The sequence below is a fragment of the Streptomyces sp. NPDC029041 genome (assembly GCF_040637515.1).
In the GTDB taxonomy this organism is placed as follows: domain Bacteria; phylum Actinomycetota; class Actinomycetes; order Streptomycetales; family Streptomycetaceae; genus Streptomyces.
In genome coordinates this window covers 25,847-52,571 of the sequence record NZ_JBEZWO010000019.1, presented here as the reverse complement: position 1 = coordinate 52,571, position 26,725 = coordinate 25,847, and the positions used below count along the sequence as shown (strand labels likewise).

The window sequence follows — 26,725 nt, the reverse complement described above, 5'->3', positions numbered from 1 at the left end:
ACTCACACGAGTGAATTGATGCGACAGGAACACGTCACGTGTCAACCGGCCCCTAGCGTGACGCGCGTGACCACCCGTTCAACGAACAATCACCCGTCGGACGCCTCGTCCTGGACGCGTCGGCGCCTGCTCCTCACCGCCGCCGCACTGGCCGCCGTACCCGGTCTTCCGGCGGATCCGGCGGCCGCCGCCGCGGAGCTGCCCGGCTTCCCCGCGGATGTCGCGCTGTACCGGTCGGCGTACCGGAACTGGGTCGGTGAGATCACCGCCGACGGCCTGTGGGCCTGCGCGCCGGACGGCCCGGACCAGGTGGTGGCCGTCGTGAACTGGGCGTGGCGGCACGGGTGGCGGGTACGTGCCCGGGGCGCGTCGCACGGCTGGTCGCCCCTGACGGTCACGGAGGGGGCGCCGTCCGGTGCGCCGGTCCTCCTCGTCGACACCACGCCCCACCTCACCGGCCTGGCCCTGGACTCCCCCACCGCCGTGCGCGCGGGAACCGGTGTGACCATGGAGGCCTTGCTGACCTTCCTGGAGGAGCACGGCCTCGGCGTCACGGCCGCCCCCGCTCCCGGCGTGCTGACCCTGGGCGGAGCGCTCGCCGTCGACGCGCACGGCACCGCCGTACCCGCGCGCGGTGAGCGACGGCGGTCCGGGCACACGTACGGCTCGCTCAGCAATCTGATCCTGTCCCTGACCGCGGTCGTGTGGGATTCCCAGGCCGGCGCGTACGTGCTGCGCACGTTCCACCGCAACGAGGCGGACTGCGCCGCGCTGCTGACGCACCTCGGACGGTCGCTGGTGACCGAGGTGGTGCTGCGGACGGGCGCGAACACCGACCTCAGGTGCGTGAGCCGTACGGACATCCCGGCCGGGGAGCTGTTCGCCGCGCCCGGATCGGACGAGGGGCGCACCCTCGCGCGTTTCCTGGACGAGGCGGGGCGGGTCGAGGCGATCTGGTTCGCCTTCACCGAGCACCCCTGGCTGAAGGTGTGGAGCGTCTCGCCCACCCGGCCACTGACCTCGCGGAAGGTGACCCGGCCGTACAACTACCCGTTCTCCGACAACATCCCGGGGCCGGTGGCGGAGCTGGTCGGACGGATGACGTCGGACGCGGCCTGGTACCTGGCGCCGGTGCTCGGCACCGCCCAGTACGAGGCCGCGGCGCTGGGGCTGGTGACGACGCTGTCCGCCGACCTGTGGGGGCCGTCCAAGAACACCTTGCTGTATCTCAAGCCGAGCACGCTGCGGGTGCACGCCGACGGCTACGCGGTCCTCACCTCGCGGGACCGGGTGCAGCAGGTCGTCTCCGAGTTCGCCGCCTTCTACCGCGAGCGGCTGGCGGCGTACGCCGCCCGGGGCAGCTTCCCGGTCAACGGCTCGGTGGAGATCCGGGTGACCGGCCTGGACGACCCGGGCGACGTGGGGGTGCCCGGGGCCCGCCCGCCGCTGCTGTCGGCGCTGCGGCCGCCCGAGGACCACCCCGAGTGGGACACGGCCGTGTGGCTGGACGTCCTCACGCTGCCGGGCACGCCGGACGCGGAGGCCTTCCTGCGCGAGATCGAACGGTTCCTCCTGCGCACGTTCGCCGGGGGTTTCGCACTCACCCGCGTGGAGTGGTCCAAGGGGTGGGCGTACACGGAGGACGGGGTGTGGAGCGACGAGGAGGTGCTGGGCGACGTCGTTCCGGCGACGGTCGGCCCCGCCGAGTGGGCCGAGGCGGACACGGTGCTCGACCGGCTCGATCCGCACCGCGTGTACGGCAACGCCTTCCTGGACCGGCTGTTCGGCTAGGGCGTCAGGTACGCCTGGACGGTCGGGGCGTACCGGTCCGTCAGGGCGTCGACGGTGCTCGCCCTCAGCTCGCTGCCGCGGGCGATGCCGTACATCACGCCCAGGCCGAGCAGGGTGGCGAGGGCCAGTTCGGCGCGCAGGGCCGCGTCGGGTCCGGTGAGGCGCGCGGTGAGGCGGGCGGTCACCTGGGTGCGGAAGTTGGCGCGCAGGATGTCGCCCTGCTCGCCGTGCAGGGGGGCGAACACGATCCGCAGGAGCGGGTCGGCGCCCTGCTCGGACTGGCTGACCAGGACGTGCCGGACCATGTGCGGGCCGAGGTCGTCGAGCGGCGCGGCGAGCAGCGCTTCGGCGTCGGCCTCGAAGGACATGACCCGGGCGAACAGCGTGTCCTTGTTGCCGAAGTACTTCAGGATCAGCGGCGGACTCACTCCGGCGCGGTCGGCGACGGCCTTGAGGGTGATGTCGCCGTGTGCGTGCCGGGCCAGCAGGTACCGGGCGGCTTTCAGGATGGCCGTCCTGGTCGACTCGGCGTCCCTGCGGGCGGGTGAGGGCGTGGCGGGTGGAGTGCTCACGGCACTCATGCTCCCTCCCTCGCCTGCTCGCGCGCGCTCCGGGTGCTCTCCCGGTCCCGGTCCGGGACGCCCGTGGCGTTCTCGGCGGAGTCGCCGGGGATGCACAGGGCCGCCGCCGCGGCCAGCAGGGCGACCGCACCGGCCATCGCGAACGCCAGGAGATAGCCGTGCAGGGTGGGCACCGGGGCGCCGCCGACCGGGCTGGTGTGGTGCACCAGGACGGCGGCCACGGCGGCGCTGGATCCGGCCTGGCCGATCGTGCGCATCAGGACGTTGACGCCGTTGGCGGAGGCGGTCTGCCCGGGCGGTACCGCCCGCAGGATGAGGGTGGGCAGCGCCGAGTAGGCCAGGGTGGTGCCGACCGCGACGACCGTGGCCCCCGCGGTGATCATCCAGAGCTCACGGCTGTCGGCGATGCGGACGGCGTATCCCGCGGCGATGACCGTCGCCCCGAGGGCCAGGGTGATGCGCGGCCCGCGGGCGGCGGAGATCCGGGCCGAGACGGGCGACAGCAGCAGCATCACGATGCCGCTGGGCAGCAGGCACAGCCCCGTGGCGACGATGGACAGCCCGAGCCCGTACCCGGTGGCCTCGGGCGCCTGCACCAGCTGGGCGGTGACGAGGGTGTTGGCGTAGAAGGCGAACCCGGCGAGCAATGCGGCCACGTGGGACAGGCCGACCCGGGGCCTGCCCGCCAGCCGCAGGTCGACCAGGGGACGTTCGGCCCGGAGCTGCTGCCACGACCAGAGGGCGAGCACGAGGAGGGCGGCGGCGAACAGCCCCGCGACACGGCCGCTGCCCCACCCCCACTGACCTCCCTGCGACACCCCGAGCAGCAGGCAGACCAGCCCGGTGGCCAGCCCGATCGTGCCCGGTACGTCGAAGCGGCCGGGCTCGCGCACCGGCGACTCGCGTACCGCCCACCACACCGAGGTCACTCCCGCGGCGCCGAGGGCGCTCGTCACCCAGAACATGGTGTGCCAGTTCGCGTACTGCACGATCACGGCGGCCAGCGGCAGGCCGAGCGCGGCACCGATGCCGACGGTGGAGCTCATCAGCGCCACGGCCGATCCCCGGCGCTGCGGCGGCAGCTCGTCCCGCAGGATGCTGATGGACAGCGGAACGACCGCGGCGGCGGCACCGGACAGGGTGCGGGCGGCGATGAGCACGGTGATGTCGGAGGTCAGGGCGCACAGGACCGATCCGGCGGTCATCAGCCCGAGGGCCGCCATGAGCACCCGCCGCTTGCCGTACATGTCGCCGGCCCGGCCCAGGACCGGCGTGAGGACCGCACCGGAGAGCAGGGTGGCCGTCACCATCCAGGAGACCGTGCCCGCCGAGGCGCCGGTGAGCCGGGGCAGGTCCGGCAGCAGGGGCACGACCACGGTCTGCATGACGGCCATGAGGATGCCGCCGAACGCGAGCACCGGGACGGTGAGCCGTTCCCGCAGGGTGCTCGCACCGGATGGCTTGCGTATCGCGGGGGTCTGTTCCATGGGAGCTCCGGCGGGCAGCGCGCCGGCACGGCGCGGGTGAATTGCTATTCACCCTAGCTGGTGAATAGCAATTCACCCAACGGAAAAAACGTGATGTCATCATTCGCTCACGCACAGTAGTACTGCTGCGGCGCCGGCGGTCCGACAGCCCAATCGCGCCATTTTCGCGGCGTGACGTGCACCACGAGCAATGCACCGCACCGGCAGAAACATCCGCCACAGCACCGTTCATGGGCGGAACTTCCCCTTCCGCGTCTGCGCGCGACCCCGCTGCAGCAAGATCATCTTGATTCAACCTTGCACGACATAAGGGGAATTGCCCGGATCGCAGCCAACCGGCTCGGGCGGATTTCTCCCGGTAGCGGGCGGGCCGGTAGGCATGCGGAGTCATCAGCCGACCGACCTCAGGAGGTCCGTATGCCGGAACTCACCCGTCGCAGCGCGCTCACCGCCGCGGCCGCCCTCGCCACGAGCGCGGGTGCCTTGTCAGCCGTCACCCCGGCCTCGGCCGCCGGGCACCACGACTCCCCCGGGACCTTCGACGAGGTCTACAAGGGCCGCCGGATACAGGGCCGCCCGGCCACCGGGTCCGGCCACCACGGCCACCACGGCCACCACGGCGCGGGATACGCGGTGTTCGTCGACGGGGTGGAGCTGCACGTGATGCGCAACGCCGACGGCAGCTGGATCAGCGTCGTCAGCCACTACGACCCGGTCGCCACCCCGCGCGCCGCCGCCCGCGCCGCGGTGGACGAACTGCAGGGTGCGCCCCTGCTGCCCTTCCCCGCCAACTGACCCTTACCGAAAGGCATCTGGAGCACCCGCACATGGCTGTCCGCAAGAACCAGTCCACCCTGACCGCCGACGAGAAGCGGCGTTTCGTCGCCGCGCTGCTGGAGCTGAAGCGCAGCGGCCGCTACGACGACTTCGTCACGACGCACAACTCGTTCATCGTCTCCGACACCGACAACGGCGAGCGGACCGGGCACCGCTCACCGTCCTTCCTGCCCTGGCACCGAAGATTCCTCCTGGAGTTCGAGCGGGCACTGCAGTCGGTGGACGCGTCGGTGACGCTGCCCTACTGGGACTGGACGGTCGACCGTACGCCGCGCGCCTCGCTGTGGGCGCCCGACTTCCTCGGGGGCACCGGGCGGGAGCGGGACGGCAGGGTGACGGACGGGCCGTTCTCCGCGTCCGGCGGGAACTGGCCGGTCAACGTGCGGGTCGACGGCCGTACGTTCCTGCGGCGCTCCCTGGGATCCGGTACCCGCGAGCTGCCGACGCGGGCCGAGGTCGAGTCGGTGCTGGCGATGCCCACGTACGACATGGCGCCCTGGAACAGCGGCTCGGACGGCTTCCGCAACCACCTCGAAGGGTGGCGGGGCATCAATCTGCACAACCGCGTCCACGTCTGGGTCGGCGGGCAGATGGCCACCGGGGTCTCCCCCAACGACCCGGTGTTCTGGCTGCACCACGCGTACATAGACAAGCTGTGGGCGGAGTGGCAGCGCCGTCACCCCGGCTCGCGCTACCTGCCCACCGCGGGGACGCCGAACGTCATCGACCTGAACGAGACGATGCGGCCGTGGCACGACATGAGCCCGGCGGACCTGCTGGACCACACGCGGTTCTACACGTTCGACGTCTGATCAGACACTCGCACCCGAGCGGCACTCCGGGTGGCCCCAGCCGCTGTCGTTCTTGGCGATGGGTTCGCCGGCCGCGTACGAGCGGCCGCACTGGCAGCGGCCGGGGAACTTCGCCTTGATGGTGCGCGAGGAGCCCTTGCCGCCCGCGGCCTTGGCCGTGCGGGCCGCGCCGCCGCGCGGGCGGGACCGGGGAGTCTTCGCGGGGGTGTCCGGGGAGGGCGGCGGCTCGGGAGAGCCGAGGCCGCTGCCCGCGGGCTCCTGGGCGGTGGCGGCCTGGCTGGCGGCGCGGTCGGCGAAGTCGTTGAGCCGGTCGCCGTCGACCTGGTGGGCGGGGACGTAGCGGAACTCGACCGAGCGGCCGTCCAGGAGCTCGTCGATGCGCACGACGAGGTCCTGGTTGGCGACCGGCTTGCCGGCGGAGGTCTTCCAGCCGTTGCGCTTCCAGCCCGGCAGCCAGGTGGTGACGGCCTTCATCGCGTACTGCGAGTCCATCCGGACCTCGAGCGGCACGTCCGGGTCGGTCGACGCCAGCAGGCGCTCCAGCGCGGTGAGTTCGGCGACGTTGTTGGTGGCCCTGCCGAGCGGCCCCGCCTCCCACCGCTCCGGCGTCTCGGAAGCGTCGGCGACGACCCAGGCCCAGCCCGCGGGCCCGGGATTTCCCTTCGAAGCCCCGTCACACGCGGCCACAACACGTTCACGCATGCGCTCGATCATGCCATGGCCGCGGGGGACGTCCGGCCGGGAGGTCCGGGTGCCCGTGCCGCACTAGTCCACGTCGGTCAGCTTCGGCATCGCTCCTTCGGTCTTCGTGGTGTCGATCACCGAGAAGCTCGCGCCCTGTGGGTCGCTGATGGCCGCGAAGCGGCCGAACGGGGTGGTCATGGGGCCGAACCGCAGCACGCCGCCCAGCTCGGTGGCCTTCGCCACGGCCTCGTCGCAGTCCTCGACGGTGAAGTAGACGTTGATGTACGGCGGCATCTCCGGCGGGAACTCCTCACCCATCTTCATCCGGCCCAGCACGGTGCGCTCGCCCAGGTCGTAGACCCGGAAGTCCGTCTCGCCGTCCTCCATGTCCCGCTGCCGGTAGGAGAACACCGCGGGGAAGAAGGCGTCGGACTTCTCCGGCTCACGGGTGAAGACCTCCGCCCAGGTGTAGGCGCCGGGCTCGGCCATCGCCTGGAAGCCCTCGTGGGTGCCGGCCTGCCAGACGCCGAAGACGACACCACCGGGATCACGGGCCAGGCACATGGTGCCGAGGTCGGCGACCCGCATCGGTTCCATCAGCACCTCGCCGCCGTGGTCACGGATCCGGGCGGCGGTGGCGGCGGCGTCCCGGGACGCGAAGTAGAGGCACCACTGCGACAGGCCCTCCTGGCCCGGCATCGGCGGAACGACGGCGGCGACCGGCTTGCCGTTCACCGAGGCCTCCGTGTAGTTGCCGAACTCCGCCGCCGCCTCGGCGAAGGTCCAGCCGAGGACGCCCCCGTAGAAGTTCTTGGCCCCTTCGAGATCACCGAACATCGCATCGGCCCAGCAAGGGGCCCCTTCAGGTTGCACCGCCATGGCCACGGCCCCTCCGCATGAGTGGAATCGTCCGTTTCCTCACGCTAGTCACCCGGGCGTGGACACGCGCGTCGAGCCGGCCTTCCCGCGGCGGACGTCTTCCCCCCGGCGCCCGGTTGTGCTTGCCTGAGTGCCGTTTCGGTGGCCGGGGCGGGAGTTGCCAGATGCGCAAGCCGTGGGTCGTGGGGGTACTGCTGGCCGGGATGTTCCTCGGCGGGTGCGGGGATCCGGCGTCCGCGCCCGAGGAGCCGGCACCGGCCGCGCCGCGGGCGTCGGCCACCACCCACCAGCGCGTCCCCGCCGCCCCCGGTCCGGCGCCGGAACGGGCGCCCACGGTCCTGTACCTGGGCGACTCGCTGGCGATGGAGGCCCAGAAGGTCCTGGGCGAGGAGTTACGCCGGGACCTGAAGGCGAAGTACACCGGTGCCCCGTACTCGGGCACCACGCTGTGCGACTACCTGGAGGGCACGGCCGACCGCTCCCTGGTACCGGCCGCCGACAAGGCCGCCGCACTGGTGCGCAGGCTGCGGCCCGACGTCGTGGTCCTGCAGTTCTGGGGGAACGCCTGGGGCTACACGCCGTGCATGGACGGCATCACCTACGGCAAGTCCCCCGACCGGTACTTCACGCGTTACGAAGCCGACGCCCGCCGGCTCACCGAGCAGATCGCCGCGGCCGGCGGCGACGGCCGTCCGCGGATCGTCTGGGTCTCCCAGGGGCCGGACCCGATCACCCCCGAGCGGGTCCGGCGCGTCAACGCGCTCTACGAGAAGCGTGCCGCGGTCTCGGGCGGCCTCGTGTCGGACGCCGGGAAGGCGGTGAGTCCGGCCACCGACCGCTACGCCTGGACGCAGTACCTGCCGTGCACCCCCGACGAGCGCGCCCGCCCCGGCCTGTGCACCCAGCCCGGCCGCGACCGCACGGCCCTGCACCGCGACGACGACTACCTGCACTTCTGCCTGGCCCCCACGACGTCGAGGCCCAGACCCTGCCCGGTCCGCTCCCCCGGGATCCTGCGCATCGCCCGGGAGATCACGAAAACCGTTCGACAGGCTGCGCGTTGACCGCTCGAATGGGCGGCATGTGTGCGGTGCGGATGCATGAGGACGAGCTGGACATCGACGTCTCGGTCGTCGGCCGGCTGATCGCCGGACAGTTCCCGCGGTGGGCCGGGCTGCCGTTGTGGCGGCTGGAGTCCTCCGGGACGGAGAACGCCATGTTCCGCCTCGGTGCGGACAAGGTCGTACGCCTCCCCCGGCACCCGCGTGCCGTGGAGGCGATCACGCACGAGCTGCGCTGGCTGCCCCGGCTGGGCCCGGCGTTGCCCGTCGCCGCGCCCGAAGCCCTCGGGCAGGGCGAGCCCGGGGACGGCTTCCCCTGGCCCTGGTCGGTGTACGGCTGGCTGGACGGCCGCAACCCGGTGCCCGGCGCGCTCGAGGAACCCGCGCTGCTCGCCGAGGACCTGGCGGCGTATGTCACGGCCCTGCGCCGTGTCGACGCCTCGAAGGGCCCTCCGGGCTACCGAGGGGTGCCGCTGGCCTCCCGGGACGCCTTCCTGCGTGAGGCCCTCGCGCAGCTGGCGGACCGGGTCGACACCGCCGCGGTGACGAGGGTGTGGGAAGAGGCCCTGCGCGCTCCGGAGCACACCGGGCCGCCGGTCTGGGCCCACGGTGACCTGATGGCCGGGAACCTGCTGGTCGAGGGCGGACGGCTCAGTGCCGTGATCGACTACGGAACGGTGGGGGTCGGTGATCCCGCCGTCGATCTCATCGGCGCGTGGTGCCTGCTGCCGTCGGCGGCCCGCGGGGTGTTCCGCGCGGCCGTGGGCGCCGGCGAGGCCGAATGGGCCCGGGCCCGGGGCTGGGCCCTGTCGATCGCGGTCATCGCGCTGCCGTACTACTGGGACACGAACCCGCCGGTCGCCGCGAACTCCCGGTATGTGATCGGGGAGATCGCGGCCGAGACGGCGTAGGGGCCGAGCCGGCGCGGGGTGCCGGACGGCTCCGCCCCTGTGCGCGCACCTCACTCGCCCTCGTACGCCCTGTCCAGGGCGGCGACGTCGAACTTGCTCATCGCCATGAACGCCTGGGTGACGCGGGCGGCCTTCGCCGGATCCGGGTCGGTGATCATCTCGTCGAGCCGGTCCGGGACGACCTGCCAGGACACGCCGAACCGGTCCTTGAGCCAGCCGCAGGGGCCGGGCTCACCGCCGTTCTCGGTGAGCCTGGTCCAGTAGTAGTCGATCTCCTCCTGGTTCTCGCAGAGGATCATGAAGGAGACCGCCTCGCTGAACGTGAACTGGGGTCCGCCGTTGAGGCCCAGGAACCGGTGTCCGTTGGCCGTGAACTCGACGGTCATCACGCTCCCGGCGGGCTGCGGCGCCCCCTCGGGATAGCGGGCGATCTTGCCGACGCTGGAGTTCTTGAAGACCGAGACGTAGAAGTGGGCGGCCTCCTCGGCCTGGCCGTCGAACCAGAGGCAGGTGGTGAAACCGTCGGTGGTCATGAGTCCTCCCGGGTGCGTGGAACGCTGTCACCACTGTCGACCGGCGCGCGCCCCTGAACTCATCGGCCGGGCGGCCGGCAAAAAAGGTGGCCGCTACACCCTCCGGACCTAACATCGCGGTCATGACAACCACGCCCGCCTGCAGCGGCATCCGTCCGTTCCGCATCGACATACCGCAGAGCGACCTCGACGACCTCCATGATCGCCTCGACCGCACCCGGTGGCCCGACGAGCTGCCGGGCGTGGGCTGGACCTACGGCGTCCCGTCGGGCTATCTGCGCGAGCTGGTGCGCCACTGGCGGCACGACTACGACTGGCGGGCCACGGAGGCACGGCTGAACGCGTGGCCGCAGTTCCTCACCGAGATCGACGGCGCGCAGGTGCACTTCGCGCACGTCCGCTCCCCCGAGCCCGATGCGACCCCGCTGGTCGTCACGCACGGGTGGCCGGGGTCGATGGTGGAGTTCCTCGACGTCGTCGGGCCGCTGACGGACCCGGCCGCCCACGGCGGGGATCCGGCCGACGCCTTCCACGTCGTGCTGCCGAGCATCCCCGGCTTCGGGTTCTCCGGACCCACCCGGGAGACCGGCTGGGAGGCGCGCCGCATCGCCGACGCCTGGGCCGAGCTGATGACACGTCTCGGCTACGAGCGGTTCGGCGCGCAGGGTGGCGACTGGGGTGCGGCGATCTCCCGCGAACTGGGCCGCGTCCACCCCGGCCGGGTCACCGGCATCCACCTCAATCTGCTGCCGGGCGCCCAGGCGGCCACCGAGCCGGCCGCCGAGGAGCTTCAGGCGCTGAGTCCCGCGGAGCGGGAGCGCACGCTCGCCTCGTGGCGGCGGTGGGCGCAGTGGTCCCGCGACGGCACGGGCTATTTCCACGTGCAGTCCACCCGGCCGCAGACCGTGTCCTACGCGCTCACCGACTCCCCCGTGGGCCAACTCGCGTGGATCGTCGAAAAGTTCCGGGAGTGGACGGACTCCGAGGAGCTGCCCGAGGAGGCCGTCGACCGGGACCTGATGCTCACGAACGTGATGCTGTACTGGCTGACGGGCACGGCGGGCTCTTCAGCCCGGGTCTACTACGAGCGGGCCCACGCCCGGGGCGAGCGGGTCGCCGCCCCGCAGGAGCCCTCGACAGCGCCGACCGCGGTGGCCTCCTTCGCCGGCGATCCCCAGATTCCGCTGCGGCACAAGGCGGAGCGCACGGAGAACATCGTCCGCTGGACGGAGTTCGACCGCGGCGGGCACTTCGCCGCGATGGAGCAGCCGGACCTGCTGGTGGGTGATGTGCGCGCGTTCTTCCGCCAATTGCGCGGGACGGGCTGAGCCTCCGGGCTCCGCCGGTAGCGGATCTGCCGAGGGCAGAGAAACCGTTCGCGGACATCGTCCGAGGTCAAGAGTGGAGTCGACGGCACATCCCCGACACGTCAGCGGCGCCCGTCGCCGCACACGAGGAGAACCGATGACTCCACTCACGACGCTCGCCCCGCGGGCGGAGGAGGGCGACACCCCTCCGACCCGTTTCGACGACCATCTGGCCGCCCAGTTGCTCGCGCAGCGCATCGTGCTGCTGGGCACCCAGGTCGACGAGGTCTCCGCCAACCGGGTCTGCTCCCAGCTGCTCATCCTGTCCGCGGAGGACGCCCACACCGACATCAGCCTGTACATCAACAGCCCGGGCGGCGCGGTGCACGCGGGCCTCGCCGTCTACGACACGATGCGGCTCATCCCGAACGACGTCTCCACTCTGGCCATGGGGTTCGCGGCCAGCATGGGCCAGTTCCTGCTGAGCGTCGGCGCGCCGGGCAAGCGCTACGCCCTGCCGAACGCGCGGATCATGATGCACCAGCCTTCGGCGGGCATCGGCGGCACCACCGCCGACATCGAGATCCAGGCGGAGAACCTGGAGTTCACCAAGCGGACGATCGAGCGGATCACCGCCGAGCACACCGGTCAGAGCCCGGAGACCATCTCCCGGGACGGCGACCGGGACCGCTGGTTCACGGCGGAGGAGGCCAGGGAGTACGGCATGGTGGACCGGGTCGTGGAGTCCCTCGCGGACGTCCGCCCGGCGGCCACCCGGCGCAGGATGGGGCTGCAGTGATGGGTACGTACACGATTCCGAACGTCGTCGAGCGCACCCCTCAGGGCGAGCGGTCCTACGACGTGTTCAGCCGGCTGCTGTCCGAGCGGATCATCTTCCTCGGCACCGAGATCGACGACGGCGTCGCCAACGTGGTCATCGCCCAGCTCCTCCACCTGGAGTCGTCGTCGCCGGAGAGCGAGATCGCGATCTACCTGAACTCTCCGGGTGGCTCGTTCACCTCGCTCATGGCCATCTACGACACGATGACGTTCGTGCAGGCGCCGATCTCCACGTTCTGCGTGGGGCAGGCGGCCTCCACGGCGGCCGTGCTGCTGGCCGGCGGAGACCCGGGGCGGCGGTTCGTGCTGGAGCACTCACGGGTGCTGCTCGGTCAGCCGGCTGCCGGAGGGCAGCGCGGCACGGTCTCCGATCTGGCGCTGCAGGCCAAGGAGATGGTGCGGATCCGCTCCCAGGTCGAGGAGGTGCTGGCGCGGCACACCCACCACGACGTGGCGACGCTGCGGGCCGACATGGACCGCGACAAGGTGTTCACCGCGCAGGAGGCGGTGGGCTACGGGCTGGCCGACGAGGTGCTCAGCCGGCGCCTCGCGAGGGTCTGAGGCGCCGGCCGGCCGATGCGGCTCAGGCCGCCAGGCACATTCCGTCGTGCGACGGGGTGGACGCGCCGCGGCGGCCGCCGCCCGCGCAGTGGGAGGTGAGACGGATCAGTTCGCCCCGCGCCCTGCTCAGCAGGTCGCCGAGGCTCAGCCCGAGGGCGTGGGCGGCGGCCGCGAGGACCTCCGACGAGGCCTCCTTGCGGCCCCGCTCCACCTCCGAGAGGTAGGGCATGGAGATCCTCGCCTCGTCGGCGACGTCCTTCAGCGTGCGCTCCTGCGCGAGGCGCTCGCGGCGCAGGACGTCACCCACCAGGTCCCGCCACAGCGGCTCCTTCACGGCGGGGTCCGGCGGCGCCTGGCGCGAGGGTGCGCCGGCGGGACGCGCGCCGTGCGGGCGCAGCGGAATGACTCGGGCTTCTTTCGGCAGGTGGTTGCTCACCGCTCCAGCCTAGGAATCCCGGCCGTCGGGGGAAGGGCCCGGCGTTCCGCCCTGGGTGGAATCACGGCGCGCCCGACGGGACGGAGAACGAAGAGCCGAGACAGAAGGTGACATTCCTTCCTATTTCGCCCGTGGCAAAATCGGAGGGCATGGTGCGCGTCAACCCGGGTACCCGCAACTCGGGAGTACCTATGCAGATGTCAGCCGATGTCAGCCGTGACGTTCGTGGGAGAGGTAATGGAGACCGCCGTGATCCGGTCGAAGGCACAGGCCGTCGAAGAGAACGCCGAGGCCAGCGCGGGTGACGGAGCACTGCCAGGAGTCGTGGACCCGCGGTCCGTGGCTCCGCGGGACGCGAGGCAGCTGTCCCGCCAGTTCTTCCAGCGCCTGACGGAACTCGAAGAGGGAACGCACGAGTACCAGTACGCGCGCAACACCCTCATCGAGATGAACATGTCACTCGTGCGCTTCGCCGCCGGCCGGTTCCGCGGCCGCGGGGACGACATGGAGGACATCGTCCAGACCGGCATGATCGGCCTGATCAAGGCCATCGACCGGTTCGAGCTCTCACGCGAGGTCGAGTTCACCTCCTTCGCCCTGCCGTACATCGTCGGCGAGATCAAGCGGTTCTTCCGGGACACGACGTGGGCGGTGCACGTGCCCCGGCGACTGCAGGAGCTGCGTGTCGAGCTGGCCAAGGCCCGTGAGGAGCTCGCCAGCCGACTGGACCGAGAGCCGACGGTCGCCGAGCTGGCCACGCTGATGAACATCTCCGAGCGTGAGGTCATGGAGGGGCAGATCGCGGCGAACGGGTACAACTCGTCGTCGCTGGACGCCGCACTGACCGGGGACGGCCCGGAGGGTGGCGAGGCGGTCCTGGCCGACTTCATCGGTGTGGAGGAGGACGGGCTGCGACTCGTCGAGGACTTCCACTCGCTCGCCCCGCTCATGGCGGAGCTGAGCGAGCGCGACCGGCAGATCATCCACATGCGGTTCGTGGAGGAGGCCACCCAGGCGGAGATCGGCGAGAAGCTCGGCTGCTCGCAGATGCACGTATCCCGGCTGATCAAGCGGATCATCACACGACTGCGCGAGGGCATGCTGGGCGAGCTGGGCTGCGCCTGACAGAGTCGCCCGACCAGCGGGTGCCGCCCCCCATGCGGGAGTGGGGCGGCACCCGCGAGCGTTGTCCGGACCGGGTTCTCGATGAGGTTTCGCCGCTCGTCATGAGATGTCGGCAGTGGGGGCTCCGCCGATGGGGCGAGAGACGATTCGTTCCGTCCGGGTGACGCGTTCACCCGGACGGCTCATGCGCCGGTTGCGCCCGAGAGCGGCAGAACGGCGCGCACCCGCTTGCCTACCGGCACCCGTTCCACGCTGACCTGCTCCGCGAGTGCCTGGACGATCTCCAGACCGTGCCGGCCGATGCGCTCGGGGTTGCGGGGGAAGACGCGGGGCAGTGCGGAGCTGCTGTCGTAGACCGACACCGTCACCGCGGCATCGGTGCCGACGAGCTCCAGGATGTACGGCCCGTTGCTGTGCCGGTCGGCGTTGGTGATCAGTTCGCTCACCACCAGCAGTACGGCACCGTCGACCCGCTCGTCGATACGGGCGCACCACTCGGTCCTGAGCTGGTCGAGGAAGAGCGCGGCGAAGGACCGCGCCTCGGCGATGCATCCCTGCTCGCCGGTGTAGTGTGCCGCCCGCCTCAGCGGTTCCACGGGCACGTCGAAACCAGTCGGTATCACTGCCCCGTCCAGGTGGTCGATCATTCTTCTCTCTCCGGGAAGCCGGACTGGCCGGACGCTCTGCACCAGTGCTCGTACCCCGGCCCCGGCTTCACAGTCCTGACAGATTCTCCCCCATTCCCTGACGCGGGCATTGTCCCCCCCTGTGCGGGGCACCCGGAAGGAATCAGGACCGGCCGAGGGCGGCCGGGCCGGATCGCCGGAGGTGCGCGGTGGCCTGGTGGACATGGCTGGTCGTGGTGGTCGCGGCGCTCGCCGCCGTCACGGCGGTGACGCTCGCCGTGCAGGCGGGGCGCCGGTCGGGGACCGTCATCGCGGTCCGCCGCCGGCCCGGCGGGAAGGGCCTGCGATGAACGAGCTGCTGGCGGCGCGCAGTCTGACGACCCTCCCGGTGGTCACCCTGGGCGGCGACGCCGTCGCACAGGTCAAGGACACGGTGTTCGACGCCGCCGCCGGTCGGATCACGGGTTTCACGCTGAGCGGGCGCGGCCTGCTGAGCGGGCCACTGAAGCAGAGCCTGCCGTGGCCGGCGGTGCACGCCCTCGGTCCACACGCGGTCATGGTCCGCGACGCCCTCGCGCTGCAGGACACCTCCGTCGTGGTGGCCCGTCGCGAAGCCCAGCAGGGCCGGGTGCTGCACGCGAAGGTGCTGACCGACGAGGGCGCCGAGGTGGGCACGGTGCTCGACGTGATCGTCGAGGGCGGCACCAGCGGCCGGGTCGTGGGTTTCCGGATCGCCGCGGCGAAGGCGCTGGTGCGGGGCTCCCGACGCCGACGGCACCGGGTCTACGTGCCGCGCGGCGAGACACTCGCCGTCTCGGGCCGTGCCCTGGTCATTCCGGCGGACGCCACCCGCTACGTCGCCGACGACCTGCCGGCGTTCGTCGCCCGGGTCGGGGCCTTCCAGGCCGGGCGGGAGGGGTCGGCGCCATGATGCTGTTCTCCGAGGCGCGCGGCCTGCCGGTGCTGACACTGGCCGAGGCCGAGGAGGTCGGTGCGCTGAGGTCGCTGACGGTCGACGCCGTGTCCGGCGTGGTCACGCACGTCCGGGTGCGAGGCCGGCACTCCCGCAAGGACACCGTGCTGGCCTGGGGTGCCCTGCACGCCATCGGCCCGGACGCGGTACTGGTCCGCACGACCGCCGAACCGGCCGAGGTGCCGACGCACCACGAGCTGCCGGGCCTGAGGATCCTCACCGAGACGGGGGACACGCTGGGCACGGTCCAGGACGTCGCGTTCGAACCGGAGACGGGCCGTGTCGAGGCGGTCGTCACCGCCCACGGCGATCTGCCGGGCGACCGGCTGCTCGGACTCGGTGACTACGCCCTGGTGGTCCGCGCCTCCTGAGCCGGCCGGATCAGGAGGCGGGGGCCTGGTCCGTCGTGCCACCGCCGGTGTCGCTCCCGGTGTCGCTCCCCGTGTCGCTGCCGGTGTCGCTGTCGGGCGGCGACGGCTGGGTGTCGGACGTCGGCGGCTCTTCCGTCGTCGGCCCCGACGTGTCCGTGTCCGAGGTGGGCGGTTCACTCGTGGGCGGCTTCGACGACGTCGAGTCGGTCGGTGCCGTCGGCGTGGTGATGCTCGCCGACGGGGACGGCTTGCCGGGCTTTTTCGTCTTGTGGTCCTTCTTGCCCGTGTCACCCGCATGACGCTCGAACCACTCACCGTCGGGCTCGCACATCACGAAGACGTCGACCGGCTCCGGCGCGGGCGCCACCGCGACGACGTTCGACGCCTTGTACCCGGGCCACGGGGCGCCGGTCGTCTTCGGCGCGCTCTGCTGGGCGACCGGCGGTGACAGCGGGTTGCCGCACGCGCAGCGCACCCGGGGCACGCCGCGGTCGTCGACGAGGACGGCCGTGCCGGCCTGGAGGACGGCCTGATAGCGGGTGGCGGCGCCGTTCTTGTAGCCGTGGTTGGTGACGCGGGTGTCCATGCGCAGTTGCACGGGGGTGAGCGAGCGCAGGTAGGAGGGGACGTCGGACGGCTGGACCCGGACGACCGAGGCGAACGCGCGCTGTTTGTCCGGGGCGTCCTCGAAGTACGCGATCTGCTTCTCCACGTCACAGCTGGCGACGTTGCGGGTGCCGCCGTACAGACCGGGCGCGTCGCCGCTCACACCCCGCACGGCGTTCTGCGGGGCCGACTCGCTGGCCCCCGAGGGCGTGACCGGTGAGGCGGAGCTGTCCTCCCGGGCCGTCGACTCGGTGAACGCGTCCGGCCCCGTGTCGGCCGCGGGCTGGAGGAAGACCTCACCCGTGGCCGTGCTGGTGCCGCCGTCGGACGCACCGGTACCACCGTTGTCCGGCCGGGAGAGCACCACGGCCAGGACCACGGCGGCCACCACGGCGGTCGCGATGATCGCGACCCGGGGTACGGAGCCCCACCAAGGGCGACGGGGTTCCGGCTCCCGGCCGCCTCCGCTGGGCGGCTCCGACGGCGGGCCGCCGCCGGAGGGCGGCTGGGAGGGGCCCGACAGCGGGCCCGAGGGAGGTCCTGTGGGGCGGCCGGACGACGGTGGATCGACGCTCACGAGCTCTTCTCCCGCGTGGGTTCTCTGTGGCCTTCACACACCGAAGATGATTAGCACCGGTGTATACCGCTTTTTCCACTACGAGTTCATTGTGTGCCCCGGTCCCGTGCGCCCCGCAAGCCGACGCGGACGGACCTCTCCGGCGGGCGCCGTGCACGGGGGCTGCTTAGCGTGGCAGCGTGAGTTCGCGCACCCCCTCCGGCCAGGCACATACCTCCGGCGAGCGGGCCGGGTCCCGCCACGGCTGGGCGCATGCCCTCGTCACGGTGCTCGCCGGGCTGCTCGCCATGGCGGTGGTGGCCGTCCTGGGACTGTGGGCGGCCGGGGCCGGTGACCTTCCGGACGGGTCCTTCGGCCCCGTCGTCGCGGCCACCGTGGTCACCGCGGTCGGCGGCACCGTGAAGCTCACCGGAAGCGCGGGCGACCTCGCCTCGACCCAGGTCGGCCTGACGGTGATTCCGCTGTCGGTCACGCTCACCGGGGCACTGGTGCTCGCCTGGGGGTTCCTGCGGCCGCTGCGGCATCGCGCGGTCGCCGGCGCGGCGGAGCTGGCCGGATGGGCCGGCCGGGTGGCGGCCCTGTGGCTGATCGCGCTGATCGGCCTGACTCTCGCGGCCCGTCACACCTTCGACATCCCCCTCGGGGACGATGACACGCTCGCCGAACTCGGCGACCTGTTCGGCGCGTCGCCCGAGGTCGGCTTCACCACCGATGTCCCGCTGTCCGTGTTCGTCGGCGTGGTGTGGCTGGCCGGTGTGCTGGTGGTGGCGCTGCTGGTGTCACGCGGAGCACCGTTGCCCGCGGGGCTGCTGCGTTTTCAGACGTCGGTGCGGCCTGCCGCGTACGCGATGGTCGCGCTGCTGCTGGTCTGCGTCGTGATCGGCGTGATCGTAGCCCTGGTCGTCGCGGCGACCAAGGGGCACGCGCGGGAGACGTTCGCGGTGATTTTGCTGGGCATCCCCAATCTGGTGTGGCTCGCGCTGACGATCGGGCTCGGCGCCACCTGGAACGGCAGGGTGGAGGGACCGTTCGGCCTGCCCATGCCGCATGTCCTCGACGAGGTGCTGCGCACTCCGGACGTCTCCGAGCTGAATCTGCGGACTCTCGCCGAGCACGACGGCCGGGTGTGGTGGCTGCTGGTCGTCGACGTCGTGCTGTTGCTGGCCGCCGGGTTCGTGATGGCGGCCCGGTCGCCGGCCCGGGTGCGCGCCTGGCAGCACGCGGTGCACATGGCACTCGCCCTGATGCTCACGGTGTTCATGATCTGCCTCGTGGGGCGGATCTCCGCTCACTTCGGTCTGTCCGTGCTGGGCATCGGTGATCTGGGCGGCGGTCTGGGGGGTGAACTGTTCCTGAGACCCAAGCTGTGGGGCGCCGTGGGCCTGGCCGTCCCGTGGGGACTGGCGGCCGGATTCGCCGGGGCGCTGCTGGCACGTCGCGTACGGCGGCGGGGCGAGGTGCGCACCGGCCGCGGAAGCTGACGCAGGACCCTACATCCGCGGTACGAAGACCGGTTCGGCCCAGCGGGGCGGCTGCTTGGGCCGCTCCTCCCCCGCGCCCGGCAGCTGCCGGTCCACGCGCGTGGGCGTCCTGGGGGCGCCGGTCTCGCCGCCGGTCGTCGCGGCACGCAGTGCGGCCACGAACGCGAGGCAGGACGGATATCGGTCGTCGGGGCTCTTGGCGAGGGCCTGGGCGAAGACGGGGTCCACCCGCGGGTCGAGGTCGGGCCGGTCCCCGGTCAGCGGCGGCGGTTCGTCGTACTGGTGGGCCCAGAGCAGGGCCATGTCGTCGTCGCGGAGGAAGGGCGGGTGGCCGGACAGGGTCTCGAAGACGACGCAGGCGAACCCGTACACGTCGCAGCGGGCGTCGACCGGCTTGCCGGAGATCTGCTCGGGGGCGACATAGTCGAGCGTGCCGACGAACTGGCCGACCGTGGTGAAGCCGGTCAGGGACAGGGACTTCTTCGTGAGGCCGAAGTCGGTGAGGTAGACGTGCTCGGGGTGGTCGCTGTCGGTGCCGCGGGCCACCAGGATGTTGCCCGGCTTGACGTCCCGGTGGACCAGGCCGTGATCGTGGGCCGCGTCGAGTGCGGAGGCGACCTGGGCGGCGACGCGCAGGGCGGTGACGGGCGGCATCGGGCCCTCGCGGTCGAGGACGTGCCGCAGATCGCTGCCGGGGACGTACCGCATGGCGATGTACAGGACCCCGTCGGTCTCACCGGCCTCGAACACCGGCACGATGTGCGGGTGGTCGATCGCCGCGGCGGCCCGCGACTCGTGGGTGAACCGGCGACGGAAGGTGTCGTTGCGGGCGAGTTCGGGGGCGAGCAGCTTCAGGGCGACGGTGCGCTCCAGGCGCAGGTCACGGGCCCGGTACACGACGGCCATGCCGCCGCGCCCGATCTCCTCCTCGATCCGGTACCCGGCGATCTGCTGCCCGACGAGCTCGGACGGCCGCCCGGAGAACAGACTCGTCTGGCGGGTCACCGCCCGTCACCCTCGGGTGAGACGATCCGGGTCGGCTCCTGCCCCACGACCCGCGTGGGCGGCGCCGCACCCGGCCGCTCCGCCTCCGGCTCGCCCTCGCTCTCGCCCTCCCGGTCCTCGGGCGGCACGAGGCGGGTGGGCCCGGGGGTTTCGGGGGTGACGACCCGCGTGGGCTCGGGGGCCACCACCCGCGTGGGATCCGGAGCATCCGGGGGCACGACCGGTGTCGGCTCGGAAGCATCGGGGGCCACCACCCGCGTGGGCTCAGCAGCATCCGGGGGCACGACCGGTGTCGGCTCGGAAGCATCGGGGGCCACCACCCGCGTGGGCTCAGCAGCATCCGGGGCCACCACCCGCGTGGGCTCAGCAGCATCCGGGGCCACCACCCGCGTGGCCACTACCCGGGTGGGATCGGGAGCGTCAGGCGCCACCACCCGGGTCGGGTCAGGCCCCTTCGGAGGTACCACCCGGGTCGGCCCGGCAGCATGCGGAGTCACCACCCGCGTGGGCTCCGGAGCCCCGGGGGGCACGGCCCCCGTCGCCGGTTCGGGGGCCGCGGGCGGGGCCGCCGCCGAGGGCGAGGGTGCCTCGGGCGAGGCCACCCCCGACGGTGCCGGTGTCCCGGGCGGCACCACCCGGGCCGGGGGGCGCACGGGCGCCTCCGCAGGGCGGGACGCCGGTTCCGCTTCGGGCGTCTCGTCCGTCGCGTACGTGGTCGTCCGGACGCCGTCGGCGTACACCCAGTGCCCGTGGGCGGCGTCGTAGAGCCACACGGACTCACCGTCGACGACGACGCCGATCCGCATCCCGTGTGTGCGGGTGCGGAACGACTCCCGGTCGAGGCCGGCCGCGAGGTCCTCCACCGCGGAGCGGTACCGCGCCAGGGCTTCCTGTGCCCGCCCCAGCAGCGGCCGCGGATCCGCGGCGCGGGTGAGCGGCCCGTCCGCGGCGGGCGGATCCTGCGGTACGGCGACCAGGCGGCGGCCGTCGACCCAGGCCGACCAGCCGTTGAAGCACAGCACGTGCCCCCAGTCGCCCTGCCGCTCCAACAACTGCACCGGCAGCAGGGGGTCGAGGTCCACGGTGGGCCGGGCCGGGTCGGGCGCCTCCCAGGCGGGCAGCCCGTGCTGCGGGACGACGTGCGTGGGCCGGAAACCGGGGCTCGTCATCGGCGCTCCCTACTTCCGCATGACCGCCGGTTCGTGCCGGCGCAGCAGCCGCGACACGAGGAACCCGAAGAGCACCGACAGCACGACCAGCATCCCCACGTCCAGCAGCCAGGTGCCCACTTCGTGCTCGAAGAGCGGGTCCTTCGTCAGGTCGTCGGGAACGATCCGGGCGAGCTCCACGGTCCCGGCCATCGCTGCCAGCGCCCAGCGCGCCGGCACCAGCCAGCCCAGCTGCTCGAGCCCCGGGGTGCCGGCCAGCTTCAGCAACGCCCCGCAGAAGACGACCTGGACGATGGCGATGAGCACCAGCAGCGGCATCGTCACCTCTTCCTTGCGCACCAGGGCCGAGACGAGCAGACCGAGCATCATCGCGGTGAAAGCGAGCAGGGCGACGGCGACCGTGATCTCCACCAGGGGCGGCATCAGCACGCCCTCGCCGCCCGGGGCGCCGAGGTCGACACCCGCCAGGGCGACCAGGGTCAGCACCACCGCCTGGAGCACGGTGATGACGCCCAGGACGATGACCTTGGACATCAGGTACGCCGATCTGGACAGGCCCACCGCCCGTTCACGCTGGTAGATCACGCGTTCCTTGACGAGTTCGCGCACGGCGTTGGCGGCCCCGGTGAGCACCGCGCCGACGCAGAGGATGAGCAGCGCGTTCATCGCCGTGTCGAGGGTCAGCTTGCCGCCCGCGAGGGCGCGGGCCATCGCGCCCATGACGAAGGGCAGGGCGATCATGATGATCAGGAAGGTCCGGTCGGCGCTCAGCGCGGCCGCGTACCGGCGCACCAGCGTGCCGAGTTGGGCGCCGCGGCTGCGCGGCCGGGGCGGGGCGGTGATGACGACGGGCTGGGACCGTGGCCGCTGGGGCTGGGCGGAGGCGTCGGCCACGTACCGTCCGTGGAAGGGCGAGGCGAGGTACTGCCCCGCCCAGTCCCGGTCCGCGTCCCGTTCGAAGGCCTCGAAGGCCTCGGGCCACTCCTCGAAGCCGAAGAAGGGCAGGGCGTCCTCGGGCGGCCCGTAATAGGCGATCTTCCCGCCGGGCGCGAGGACGAGAAGCCGGTCGCACACGTCCAGACTGAGCACGCTGTGGGTGACGACGATGACGGTCCGGCCGTCGTCGGCGAGGCCGCGCAGCATGTGCATCACCGAGCGGTCCATGCCGGGGTCGAGGCCGGAGGTCGGCTCGTCGAGGAACAGCAACGACGGCTTCGTCAGCAGTTCCAGGGCCACGCTGACCCGCTTGCGCTGGCCGCCGGACAGGCTGTGCACCGGCTGGTCGGCGCGCTGCGCCAGGCCCAGTTCGCGGATGACCTCGTCGACCCGGGCGCGCCGCTCGGCCTTGGCGGTGTCCTGCGGGAAGCGCAGTTCGGCGGCGTAGGAGAGCGCTTTGCGGACGGTCAGCTGCGCGTGCAGGATGTCGTCCTGCGGAACGAGGCCGATGCGCTGGCGCAGCTCGGCGTAGTCGCGGTAGAGGTCGCGGCCGTCGTAGAGGACGGTGCCGTGGCCCGCGGGCCGCTGGCCGGTGAGGGCGTTGAGGAGCGTGGACTTGCCGGCGCCGCTCGGTCCGACGACGGCGAGCAGGCACTTCTCCCCCACCGGGAAGGACACGTGGTCCAGCAGCGTCTTGCGGCCCCGGTCCACGCTGACGGCGAGGTCCTGCACGTCGAGGGAGACCTCGCCGGTGTCGACGTACTCCTGGAGCTGGTCTCCGACGAGGCAGAAGGCCGAGTGACCGATGCCGACGATGTCGCCCTCGCCGACCGGGGCGCTGGTGACGCGACTGCCGTTGAGGTAGGTGCCGTTGTGGCTGCCCAGGTCGGTGATCTCGTAGCTTCCGTCGGCCAGGGCACGCAGTTCGGCGTGCCGGCGGGAGACCACGAGGTCGTCGATGACCAGGTCGTTGTCGGTGGCGCGGCCGATGCGGACGGTGCGGGACGGCAACGGCCGTACGGTCGTGGGCTGCCGGTAGGTACCGGTGTGGGCGGGCATGGAGACGGCGGAGGGGCGTTCCGGCCTGGGGGCGGCGGGAGCGGTGCGTCCCGTCAGGGTCATGCGGGGTCCGTCGGCCGGATTCCCGAAGCGGATCACGCTGCCGGGCCCGACGTCCCGTTCACGGATGCGGCGGCCGTCGGCGTAGGTGCCGTTGGTGCTGTCCTCGTCCTCGATGGTCCAGTGACCGTCCTCGGGCTTCAGCACCGCGTGGTGCCAGGAGACCCGGTCGTCGTCGATGACGATGTCGCACAAGGGGTCACGCCCCACGTGGTAGTCGCGGCCCGGCATCATCACGGTGGTGCCCGTCTCCGTCTCGAGGACGAGCTCTGGTGCTACCGAGGGTTGCGCCATGGTCAAGATTCTACCGATGTGACCTGGTATACGCCTGGGCGAGGGCGGCCGGAGGTCAGCCGACGGTGATGCCGACGAAGGGGGCGGTGCGCTGCATCCGCAGGGCGTCCACGGACTCCGCGAGCAGTTCGTACTCGGTGGTGTCGTCGCTGGTGGCGATGCGCACCAGCCGGCCGGCCGCCAACTCCTCGGCGACCCGCTCCTGCTGGGCGGGATCGGCGCACCAGGCGCGCAGCAGCATGGGCACGTCGGGCACGGTGGGGGCGACCGGCACGAGCGAGCCCGTCGGTAAGTGCTCGGCGTCCGGCCGGGGGTCGAGGCGCTGGGCGATCCAGGAGGCGCGGTCGCGCAGCCACCACAGGGCCAGGGCCAGGGTGGGCGCCCGGTAGGTGCCGAGGGGGACTCCGATCCGGCGGCCGTCGCAGACTCCGTACGCCGTGACGTGGCACAGAAACTCGTCGTGCACGTGACCCTCCCCCGTCGCCCTGCCCGTTCGCCGTCCCGGGCTCGCCCCTCTGCGGTTCGCGTGCTGTGCGTGAGGGCGCCGTCGCTCGATGTGAAAAGCGCTCTCGCAGGTCAGTATGTTCACTACTGAATCACTGTCACCACGACTTTCCGGCCACTCTCCTGGCATATTCACACCCCGAGTTGGCCGAAATGCGGCGAGTGGTGGCGCGGGCCCATGACTCCGGAGGTAATCGACGCTCCCGGCGGCTGCGGGCAAAGTGGTCGTACCGGGTCGGCCGAGCGCCGCACCCGGTACCTGACCAGCAACGACGATGATGACGACCTGTCCGGAGGCTGATCGCCCATGCCCGCAACCGCCCACCGCCACGAGGACGCCGTCGCCCGCTACTTCGAGGCCTGGAACGCCGACTCCCCGGCGGCACGCGCCAAGGCGGTCGCCGCCGCCTGGGCCGAGGACGGCACCTACACCGACCCCCTGGCCGACGTCAGCGGCCACGAGGAGATCACCGCGGTGATCGCGGCGGCCCGTGAGCAGTTCCCGGGGTTCGAGTTCCGGCTCAACGGTGGCGTCGACGGTCATCACGGCATCGCCCGCTTCTCGTGGGAGCTGGTGAGCACGGCCGACGGCTCGGCACCGGTCGCCGGGTCGGATGTGATCACCCTGGACGGGCAGGGCCGGATCAGGGCCGTGCTCGGTTTCCTGGACCGGGTGCCCGCCGGGGCGTGACCCCGGCGCCCGCGATGAGTTCTCCGGAGTCCGGCGGTCTGTCTTTTCCGGAAGAGGGAGCAGCAGCCGAGCACCGGAGGACGTCATGGCGAGCACGGGAGAACTGGGCGCGGAGTTCACCGCGGTCCTGCGCAAGAGCCCCGCCGAGGGCGGCTGGACCTATGTGGTCTGGCCCCGGTCCGCCGAGTTCTTCGGTACCCGCGGCCTGGTCAAGGTCCGCGGGACGATCGACGGGCACCCGTTCCGCAGTTCCTTCATGGCCCTCGGGGACGGCACGCACAAGCTGCCCGTGAAGGCCGGCATCCGCAAGGCCATCGGCAAGGAGGAGGGCGACTCGGTGACCGTACGCCTCGAGGAGCGGATCAGCTCCTGAGGGCGTCGTCGTCCGGCCGGGGCACGGGCGCGCACCCCGGCCGGGTGCCCGGGGCCGGACGCCCCCGGGCACCCGGGTTCCGCTACTGCTTGACGATGGCGTCGATCCGGGCCAGCTCCTCCGCGTCGAAGTCCAGGTTGGCGATCGCGCCGACGCTGTCCTCGATCTGGCGCGCGCTGCTCGCACCGACGAGCGCGGAGGTGACCCGGCCGCCGCGCAGCACCCAGGCCAGGGCCATCTGGGCCAGGGTCTGGCCGCGGGACTTCGCGATGTCGTTCAGGTCGCGCAGCCGGCCCACCAGGTCCTCGGTGAGGGCGTCGGAGTTCAGGAAGGGGCTCTCGCTCGCGGCCCGGGAGCCCTCGGGGATGCCGTCGAGGTAGCGGGCGGAGAGCACGCCCTGCTCCAGCGGGGAGAAGACGATGGAGCCGACCTGGAGCTCGTCGAGGGCGTCGAGCAGGCCCTCGTCCTCGGGGCGGCGGTCCAGCATCGAGTAGCGCGGCTGGTGGATGAGCAGCGGGGTGCCCAGCTCGCCCAGGATGCGGGCGGCCTCGCGGGTCTGCTCCGCGGAGTAGTTGGAGACACCGACGTACAGCGCCTTGCCCTGCTGCACCGCCGAGTGCAGGGCGCCCATCGTCTCCTCGAGCGGGGTGTCGGGGTCGGGGCGGTGCGAGTAGAAGATGTCGACGTAGTCCAGGCCCATCCGCTTCAGGCTCTGGTCCAGCGAGGACAGCACGTACTTGCGGGATCCCCACTCGCCGTACGGGCCGGGCCACATCAGGTAGCCGGCCTTGGTGGAGATGACCAGCTCGTCGCGGTACGGCGCGAAGTCCGTCTTCAGGAACTCGCCCAGCGCGGACTCGGCGGCGCCGGGCGGCGGGCCGTAGTTGTTGGCGAGGTCGAAGTGGGTGACGCCGAGGTCGAAGGCGCGGCGCAGGATGGCGCGCTGCGTCTCGACGGACCGGTCCGGGCCGAAGTTGTGCCACAGGCCGAGCGACAGCGCGGGGAGCTGCAGACCGCTGCGTCCGGTGCGCCGGTAGGGCATGTCCGCGTAGCGGTCGGGGTGTGCGGTGTACAACGCGACTCCAGAGGGGTTGGCACGGTCGGGAGAAACCGGTGTCCACTCTGGCGTGACCTGCGCCCATGCGTCCAACAGAAGAATCCGATGGAATTCAGCGGCTACGCTTCTCAGTCATGGAACTGCGTCACCTGCAGCACTTCGTCGCGGTCGCCGAGGACCAGCACTTCACCCGCGCGGCGGAACGCCTCCTGGTGTCCCAGTCGGGCCTGTCGGCGTCCATCCGGGCCCTGGAGCGGGAGCTGCAGACGCCGCTGTTCGTCCGCACGACGCGCCGGGTGACGCTCACCCCGGCCGGACGGGCGCTGCTCGGTGAGGCGGAGCGGATCCTCGCTCAGGTCCGCTCGGCCCACGAGGCGGTGGCCGCGGTGCAGGGCGTCCTGCGCGGGATGCTCGCGCTCGGCTCCGAGCAGTGCATCGCCGGGGTGCATGTGGCGGGGCTGCTCGCGGCCTTCCGCCGGCGCCATCCGGACGTGGAGATCTGTCTGCGGCAGGCGGGCTCGGGGGCCCTGGCGGAGGACGTCGCGGCCGGGCGCCTGGATCTGGCGTTCGCGGTGCGCAGCGCCCAGGAGGACACCGATCAGCTGCGGACCGTGCCGCTGACCTGTGAGCCGATGACCGTGCTGTGCCATCCGAGCCACCGGCTCGCGGCGGCCGGGGCCGCGGTGACGCCGGAGGATCTCGGCGGTGAGGTCTTCGTCGACTTCCACCCGGACTGGGGGCCGCGGCGCACCACCGACGCCGCGTTCGCCGCGGCGGGCGTCCGCCGGAGCGTCGCCCTGGAGGTCAACGACGTGCACAGCCTCCTCGACCTCGTGGACGAGGATCTCGGCATCGCCGTCGTGCCGCGCCACTTCCGGCACAAGCGCGCCTCGCTGACCGCCCTGCCCGTGAAGGGGGCCGAAGACGCCGTGTACGAGACGGTGGCCCTGCTGCCGCCCGAGCAGGCGACCAGTCCGGCGGCCCGGGCGCTGATGGCCCTGCTGAAAACAGCGGGGCCGACACCACCCCAGGACGGTGTCCACCCCTCCTGACCCCCCGTCGCGCGCGCCGGAGCCGACTCCCGCCGCGTGATCGCCG

At 72.1% G+C, this 26,725-nt stretch carries 29 protein-coding genes; 16 read left to right on the top strand and 13 right to left on the bottom strand.

Annotation, left to right across the window (positions count from 1 at the left end):
• Positions 1-66: 66 nt before the first annotated feature.
• Positions 67-1,791 (top strand): cholesterol oxidase substrate-binding domain-containing protein, encoded by a 1,725-nt coding sequence (locus tag AB0F04_RS34275; protein WP_362049164.1) that lies wholly within the window; start codon positions 67-69, stop codon positions 1,789-1,791.
• Here AB0F04_RS34275 and AB0F04_RS34270 read toward each other — a convergent pair.
• Together AB0F04_RS34270 and AB0F04_RS34265 are read right to left on the bottom strand one after the other, a co-directional pair.
• Positions 1,788-2,372 (bottom strand): TetR family transcriptional regulator, encoded by a 585-nt coding sequence (locus AB0F04_RS34270; protein WP_362049161.1) that lies wholly within the window; start codon positions 2,370-2,372, stop codon positions 1,788-1,790. The genes AB0F04_RS34275 and AB0F04_RS34270 overlap by 4 nt on opposite strands.
• On the bottom strand, positions 2,369-3,859 hold the full coding sequence (locus AB0F04_RS34265; protein WP_362049159.1) for an MFS transporter: 1,491 nt from the start codon (positions 3,857-3,859) through the stop codon (positions 2,369-2,371). The genes AB0F04_RS34270 and AB0F04_RS34265 overlap by 4 nt, the downstream gene beginning before the upstream one ends.
• A 417-nt stretch (positions 3,860-4,276) precedes the next feature.
• On the opposite strand from AB0F04_RS34265, the gene AB0F04_RS34260 reads away from it, so the two are divergent.
• Positions 4,277-4,654 (top strand): tyrosinase cofactor, encoded by a 378-nt coding sequence (locus tag AB0F04_RS34260; protein ID WP_362049156.1) that lies wholly within the window; start codon positions 4,277-4,279, stop codon positions 4,652-4,654.
• Positions 4,655-4,686: 32 nt separating this feature from the next.
• Positions 4,687-5,508: a tyrosinase family protein gene (locus tag AB0F04_RS34255; protein WP_362049153.1), complete on the top strand. Its 822-nt coding sequence runs from the start codon at positions 4,687-4,689 to the stop codon at positions 5,506-5,508.
• Here the strand turns inward: AB0F04_RS34255 and AB0F04_RS34250 are convergent, their stop codons facing one another.
• The gene (locus tag AB0F04_RS34250) at positions 5,509-6,222 is read right to left on the bottom strand and encodes a ribonuclease H (RefSeq protein ID WP_362049150.1); all 714 of its coding nucleotides are present in this window, start codon (positions 6,220-6,222) and stop codon (positions 5,509-5,511) included.
• 51 nt (positions 6,223-6,273) lie between these two features.
• Positions 6,274-7,071: a VOC family protein gene (locus AB0F04_RS34245; protein ID WP_362049147.1), complete on the bottom strand. Its 798-nt coding sequence runs from the start codon at positions 7,069-7,071 to the stop codon at positions 6,274-6,276.
• A 164-nt stretch (positions 7,072-7,235) separates the two neighbouring features.
• Between AB0F04_RS34245 and AB0F04_RS34240 the strand changes: the two genes are divergently transcribed.
• Positions 7,236-8,135: an SGNH/GDSL hydrolase family protein gene (locus AB0F04_RS34240; protein WP_362049145.1), complete on the top strand. Its 900-nt coding sequence runs from the start codon at positions 7,236-7,238 to the stop codon at positions 8,133-8,135.
• 17 nt (positions 8,136-8,152) lie between these two features.
• Entirely contained in the window at positions 8,153-9,043 is an 891-nt protein-coding gene (locus tag AB0F04_RS34235) for an aminoglycoside phosphotransferase family protein (RefSeq protein ID WP_362049142.1), read from the top strand.
• A 50-nt stretch (positions 9,044-9,093) separates the two neighbouring features.
• Here AB0F04_RS34235 and AB0F04_RS34230 read toward each other — a convergent pair whose 3' ends face one another.
• Entirely contained in the window at positions 9,094-9,576 is a 483-nt protein-coding gene (locus tag AB0F04_RS34230; RefSeq protein WP_362049139.1) for a VOC family protein, read from the bottom strand.
• 122 nt (positions 9,577-9,698) lie between these two features.
• Between AB0F04_RS34230 and AB0F04_RS34225 the strand changes: the two genes are divergently transcribed.
• The 3 genes from AB0F04_RS34225 (at position 9,699) to AB0F04_RS34215 (ending at position 12,284) form a co-directional block, all read left to right on the top strand.
• Positions 9,699-10,904 (top strand): epoxide hydrolase family protein, encoded by a 1,206-nt coding sequence (locus AB0F04_RS34225; RefSeq protein WP_362049136.1) that lies wholly within the window; start codon positions 9,699-9,701, stop codon positions 10,902-10,904.
• Positions 10,905-11,040: 136 nt separating this feature from the next.
• Complete coding sequence (locus AB0F04_RS34220; RefSeq protein WP_362049134.1) at positions 11,041-11,682, top strand: ATP-dependent Clp protease proteolytic subunit; 642 nt, start codon at positions 11,041-11,043, stop codon at positions 11,680-11,682.
• A complete protein-coding gene (locus tag AB0F04_RS34215; protein ID WP_351642187.1) occupies positions 11,682-12,284 on the top strand; it encodes an ATP-dependent Clp protease proteolytic subunit in 603 nt (200 codons plus the stop codon). Before AB0F04_RS34220 ends, AB0F04_RS34215 begins: the two co-directional genes overlap by 1 nt.
• Positions 12,285-12,306: 22 nt before the next feature.
• On the opposite strand, the gene AB0F04_RS34210 is transcribed toward AB0F04_RS34215, so the two are convergent.
• Complete coding sequence (locus tag AB0F04_RS34210) at positions 12,307-12,720, bottom strand: helix-turn-helix transcriptional regulator (RefSeq protein WP_362049132.1); 414 nt, start codon at positions 12,718-12,720, stop codon at positions 12,307-12,309.
• 237 nt (positions 12,721-12,957) lie between these two features.
• Between AB0F04_RS34210 and AB0F04_RS34205 the strand changes: the two genes are divergently transcribed.
• Positions 12,958-13,845 (top strand): RNA polymerase sigma factor SigF, encoded by an 888-nt coding sequence (locus tag AB0F04_RS34205; protein ID WP_362049129.1) that lies wholly within the window; start codon positions 12,958-12,960, stop codon positions 13,843-13,845.
• 182 nt (positions 13,846-14,027) lie between these two features.
• Here the strand turns inward: AB0F04_RS34205 and AB0F04_RS34200 are convergent, their stop codons facing one another.
• Positions 14,028-14,492: an ATP-binding protein gene (locus AB0F04_RS34200; protein WP_053668054.1), complete on the bottom strand. Its 465-nt coding sequence runs from the start codon at positions 14,490-14,492 to the stop codon at positions 14,028-14,030.
• 188 nt (positions 14,493-14,680) lie between these two features.
• On the opposite strand from AB0F04_RS34200, the gene AB0F04_RS34195 reads away from it, so the two are divergent.
• The 3 genes from AB0F04_RS34195 to AB0F04_RS34185 are packed head-to-tail and all read left to right on the top strand — an operon-like array spanning position 14,681 to position 15,815.
• The gene (locus AB0F04_RS34195) at positions 14,681-14,821 is read left to right on the top strand and encodes a hypothetical protein (protein ID WP_362049126.1); all 141 of its coding nucleotides are present in this window, start codon (positions 14,681-14,683) and stop codon (positions 14,819-14,821) included.
• Positions 14,818-15,402: a PRC-barrel domain-containing protein gene (locus tag AB0F04_RS34190; RefSeq protein ID WP_362049122.1), complete on the top strand. Its 585-nt coding sequence runs from the start codon at positions 14,818-14,820 to the stop codon at positions 15,400-15,402. The genes AB0F04_RS34195 and AB0F04_RS34190 overlap by 4 nt, the downstream gene beginning before the upstream one ends.
• The gene (locus AB0F04_RS34185; RefSeq protein ID WP_362049119.1) at positions 15,399-15,815 is read left to right on the top strand and encodes a PRC-barrel domain-containing protein; all 417 of its coding nucleotides are present in this window, start codon (positions 15,399-15,401) and stop codon (positions 15,813-15,815) included. Before AB0F04_RS34190 ends, AB0F04_RS34185 begins: the two co-directional genes overlap by 4 nt.
• Positions 15,816-15,825: 10 nt before the next feature.
• On the opposite strand, the gene AB0F04_RS34180 is transcribed toward AB0F04_RS34185, so the two are convergent.
• Complete coding sequence (locus AB0F04_RS34180; RefSeq protein WP_362049116.1) at positions 15,826-16,998, bottom strand: DUF6777 domain-containing protein; 1,173 nt, start codon at positions 16,996-16,998, stop codon at positions 15,826-15,828.
• Between the two features lie 179 nt (positions 16,999-17,177).
• Between AB0F04_RS34180 and AB0F04_RS34175 the strand changes: the two genes are divergently transcribed.
• Positions 17,178-18,479 (top strand): streptophobe family protein, encoded by a 1,302-nt coding sequence (locus AB0F04_RS34175; RefSeq protein WP_362049113.1) that lies wholly within the window; start codon positions 17,178-17,180, stop codon positions 18,477-18,479.
• 9 nt (positions 18,480-18,488) lie between these two features.
• Here AB0F04_RS34175 and AB0F04_RS34170 read toward each other — a convergent pair whose 3' ends face one another.
• The 4 genes from AB0F04_RS34170 to AB0F04_RS34155 are packed head-to-tail and all read right to left on the bottom strand — an operon-like array spanning position 18,489 to position 23,468.
• Positions 18,489-19,484: a serine/threonine-protein kinase gene (locus AB0F04_RS34170; protein WP_362049110.1), complete on the bottom strand. Its 996-nt coding sequence runs from the start codon at positions 19,482-19,484 to the stop codon at positions 18,489-18,491.
• Entirely contained in the window at positions 19,481-20,653 is a 1,173-nt protein-coding gene (locus tag AB0F04_RS34165) for a hypothetical protein (RefSeq protein WP_362049107.1), read from the bottom strand. Before AB0F04_RS34165 ends, AB0F04_RS34170 begins: the two co-directional genes overlap by 4 nt.
• 9 nt (positions 20,654-20,662) lie before the next feature.
• Positions 20,663-23,002, bottom strand: coding sequence for an FHA domain-containing protein (locus AB0F04_RS34160; protein ID WP_362049104.1), 2,340 nt, complete (start codon positions 23,000-23,002; stop codon positions 20,663-20,665).
• 55 nt (positions 23,003-23,057) lie between these two features.
• Positions 23,058-23,468, bottom strand: a complete 411-nt coding sequence (locus AB0F04_RS34155; RefSeq protein WP_362049101.1) for a hypothetical protein — start codon at positions 23,466-23,468, stop codon at positions 23,058-23,060.
• Between the two features lie 345 nt (positions 23,469-23,813).
• Between AB0F04_RS34155 and AB0F04_RS34150 the strand changes: the two genes are divergently transcribed.
• Positions 23,814-24,197, top strand: a complete 384-nt coding sequence (locus AB0F04_RS34150) for a nuclear transport factor 2 family protein (RefSeq protein WP_362049098.1) — start codon at positions 23,814-23,816, stop codon at positions 24,195-24,197.
• A gap of 85 nt (positions 24,198-24,282) precedes the next feature.
• Positions 24,283-24,570, top strand: coding sequence for a DUF1905 domain-containing protein (locus tag AB0F04_RS34145; protein ID WP_362049095.1), 288 nt, complete (start codon positions 24,283-24,285; stop codon positions 24,568-24,570).
• Positions 24,571-24,652: 82 nt separating this feature from the next.
• Here the strand turns inward: AB0F04_RS34145 and mgrA are convergent, their stop codons facing one another.
• Positions 24,653-25,645, bottom strand: a complete 993-nt coding sequence (mgrA, locus tag AB0F04_RS34140; protein WP_362049092.1) for an L-glyceraldehyde 3-phosphate reductase — start codon at positions 25,643-25,645, stop codon at positions 24,653-24,655.
• A gap of 116 nt (positions 25,646-25,761) precedes the next feature.
• Between mgrA and AB0F04_RS34135 the strand changes: the two genes are divergently transcribed.
• Positions 25,762-26,679: a LysR substrate-binding domain-containing protein gene (locus tag AB0F04_RS34135; protein WP_362049089.1), complete on the top strand. Its 918-nt coding sequence runs from the start codon at positions 25,762-25,764 to the stop codon at positions 26,677-26,679.
• The last annotated feature ends 46 nt before the right edge of the window (positions 26,680-26,725 follow it).